Source organism: Streptomyces sp. (assembly GCF_031181555.1).
GTDB lineage: Bacteria > Actinomycetota > Actinomycetes > Streptomycetales > Streptomycetaceae > Streptomyces > Streptomyces fimbriatus.
Genome location: NZ_JAPSKQ010000311.1, coordinates 1 through 3,067 on the forward strand (window position 1 = coordinate 1; position 3,067 = coordinate 3,067).

At 73.6% G+C, this 3,067-nt stretch carries 3 protein-coding genes; 1 reads left to right on the top strand and 2 read right to left on the bottom strand.

Going from position 1 to position 3,067, the window contains the following annotated elements; genetic code table 11:
• Positions 1-648, top strand: a 648-nt coding sequence (locus RIM90_RS31245) for an endonuclease (RefSeq protein ID WP_309064104.1), incomplete at its 5' end; no start/stop codon positions are given.
• 387 nt (positions 649-1,035) lie between these two features.
• Here RIM90_RS31245 and RIM90_RS31250 read toward each other — a convergent pair.
• Together RIM90_RS31250 and RIM90_RS31255 are read right to left on the bottom strand one after the other, a co-directional pair.
• Positions 1,036-2,730, bottom strand: coding sequence for a thiamine pyrophosphate-binding protein (locus RIM90_RS31250; protein WP_309064105.1), 1,695 nt, complete (start codon positions 2,728-2,730; stop codon positions 1,036-1,038).
• Positions 2,727-3,067, bottom strand: a 341-nt coding sequence (locus RIM90_RS31255; RefSeq protein WP_309064106.1) for an arginase family protein, incomplete at its 5' end; no start/stop codon positions are given. The genes RIM90_RS31255 and RIM90_RS31250, both read right to left, overlap by 4 nt.

Sequence of the window (3,067 nt, forward strand, 5' to 3'; positions counted from 1 at the left end):
GGCCCGGCCCTGAAGGACGCCCTGCACACGATCATCAGCGATCAGACGAAGCTGTCGTACTCGGCCGTCTGGAACGCCCTGAAGGTCACCGACCAGGACCCGGACAACAGCGGCAACGTGATCCTGCTGTACTCGGGCATCTCCCGCAGCAAGTCCCTCAACGGCGGTGACACCGGCGACTGGAACCGCGAGCACGTCTGGGCCAAGTCCCACGGCGACTTCGGCACGTCCACCGGTCCCGGCACCGATCTGCACCACCTGCGCCCCGAGGACGTCCGGGTCAACTCGATCCGCGGCAACAAGGACTTCGACAACGGCGGCAGCTCGTTCACCGACGGCGGCGGCAGCCTGACCGACTCGAACTCCTTCGAGCCCCGCGACGCCGTCAAGGGCGACGTGGCCCGCATGGTCCTCTACATGGCCGTGCGCTACGAGGGCACGGACGGCTGGCCCGACCTGGAGCCCAACGACTCCGTCACCAACGGCACCTCCCCGTACCACGGCCGCCTGTCGGTGCTGAAGCAGTGGCACGAGCAGGACCCGCCCAGCGCCTTCGAGGAGCGCCGCAACGAGGTCATCTACGACTCCTACCAGCACAACCGGAACCCGTTCATCGACCACCCGGAGTGGGTCGAGTCGATCTGGTAGCCGGGCGGGCGCCCCGGCTCTCGGCGATCCGACGCACGCCGGCCGGCGACTCGTGCACGCGCGCGAGCAGGAACCGGAGCCGGCCCGAGGTCGCGCGGCGGTCGGCCGGCAGGTCCGCCGCGCGGCCGAGGAGGTCGTCGGCCACGGCGAACCGCACCTGCTCGACGGCGCCGGCGAGGCGGGAGCGGTGCCGCGGCCCACGCCGGTCGTTCCCCGGGTCACGGCCCCTGCGGCGGAACCGGGGCTGCCCGTGTCCCCTCCGGCGTCGGAGCCCGCGGCCGCTGTCGCGTGTGCGTACCGCGTGGCGAAGTGATCCGCCCCCCGGACGGCACGCCCCGCGCCGGCCCCGGGAACGCCGGGCCGGCTCCGAAGAACGCCGGTCCGGTCTCAGGAGTCCCCGTTCACGTGCGTCGGCGCGAACATCCGCAGGAGCGCCGGGAGGACGACCACCGACGGACCGGGTGTCACCAGGGCCTTCGCGAGGTCTCGCTCCAGGGTCTCGGGGGTGGTGCGCACCCCCGGCACGCCGAAGGACTCCGCCAGGGCCACGTAGTCCGGGCGGGTCAGTTCCGTCGCCGTGGGCTCGCCGAAGGCGTCGGTCATGTACTCGCGCAGGATGCCGTAGCCGCCGTCGTCGACGATCAGCCAGGTGACGTCGAGGTCGTACTGCCGGGCCGTGGCCAGTTCGGCGACGGAGTACAGGGCGCCGCCGTCCCCGGAGACTGCGAGCACCGGGCGGGTGGGGTCGGCGACCGCCGCACCGAGGGCGGCGGGGAAGCCGTAGCCGAGGCCGCCCGCGCCCTGGGCGGAGTGCAGGAGGTTGGGGCCCTTGGCGTCGAAGGCGGACCAGGCCCAGTAGGCCAGGATCGTCATGTCCCAGAAGGAGGGCGAGTCGGCGGGCAGGGCCCGGCGGACCGCCGTCAGCACCTGCTGCTCCAGGGTGAGTTCCTGGGCGGCGATGCGTGCGGCGACCTTCGCCAGCAGCGCGCGGACACGCCCGGGCGCGGTCGCGTCCTCGCGCGGCCGCACCGTCTCCAGCAGCGCCTGGAGCGCGAGGCGTGCGTCCGCGTGGATGCCGAGGCCCGGGTGGTTGGACTCCAGCTTGCCGAGGTCGGCCTCGATCTGGATCACCCGGCCGCGCGGCTTGAAGGTGTGGTAGTTCGAGGAGAGTTCACCGAGACCGGAGCCGACGACCAGCAGGACGTCCGCGTCCTCCAGGAAGTCGGTCGTGTGGCGGTCCTCCAGCCAGGACTGCAACGACAGCGGGTGGGTCCAGGGGAACGCGCCCTTGCCACCGGGGGTGGTGACCACCGGGGCCTGGATCCGCTCGGCGAGCTGCCGCAGCTTGCCGGAGGCGTCCGCGCGGACCACTCCCCCGCCCGCGATGATCGCCGGGCGGGCGGCGTTCGCCAGCAGGTGGGCGGCCAGCGCGGTCAGTTCGGGGCGCGGGGACAGCTCGTCCGGGGTGGCGTCCATCGCCGTCACCTGCGGCAGCATCGTCTCCGCGAGCAGCACGTCCTGCGGGATCTCCACCCACACCGGGCCGTGCGGCGCGGTCAGCGCCGACTTCCAGGCCGCGGCGATCGCGGACGGGATCTGGGACGGGGTGCGGACCGTGTGCACCGACTTCACCACGCCGCGGAACGACGCCGCCTGGTCGGGGAGTTCGTGCAGGTAGCCGTGGCGGCCCCCGCCCAGGCCCGCCGTCGGGACCTGGCTGCCGATCGCCAGCACGGGCGCCGAGGCCGCCGCCGCCTCCTGGAGCGCGGCCAGCGACGTCAGCGCGCCCGGTCCGGTCGACAGCAGCAGCGGGGCGGCCTCACCGGTGATCCGGCCGTACGCGTCCGCCGCGAAGGCGGCGTTGTTCTCCACCCGCAGGCCGACGTACCGCAGGTCGGAGCGGCGCAGGGCGTCGAACATGCCGAGGGCGTGCTGGCCGGGCAGGCCGAAGACGGTGGTCGCGCCGAGCCCGGCCAGGGTCTCCACGACCAGGTCTCCGCCGTTGCGGCCGGGAGGGGGGTTGAGCGCGGCCTCCGTCTGGGCCGGCGTCGGGCGGAGCACCAGGTCGTGGTCGTGGGTCACTTGCCCTCGTTCTCCTCACGGGCGGCGGCGATCTGGCGGGACATGATCGTGGTCAGCTCGTAGGCGGTGTGGGACGCGGCCACCGAGGTGATCTCCGCGTGGTCGTACGCGGGGGCCACCTCGACGACGTCCGCGGAGACCAGGTTGCAGGAGGCGAGTCCGCGCAGGATCTCCAGCAGCTCGCGGGAGGTCATGCCGCCGGCCTCGGGGGTGCCGGTGCCGGGGGCGTGGGCCGGGTCCAGGCAGTCGATGTCGATGGAGATGTACAGCGGGCGGTCGCCGATGCGCTGGCGCAGCTGGTCGGCGACCTCGTCGGCGCCCCGGCGGTAGACGTCCG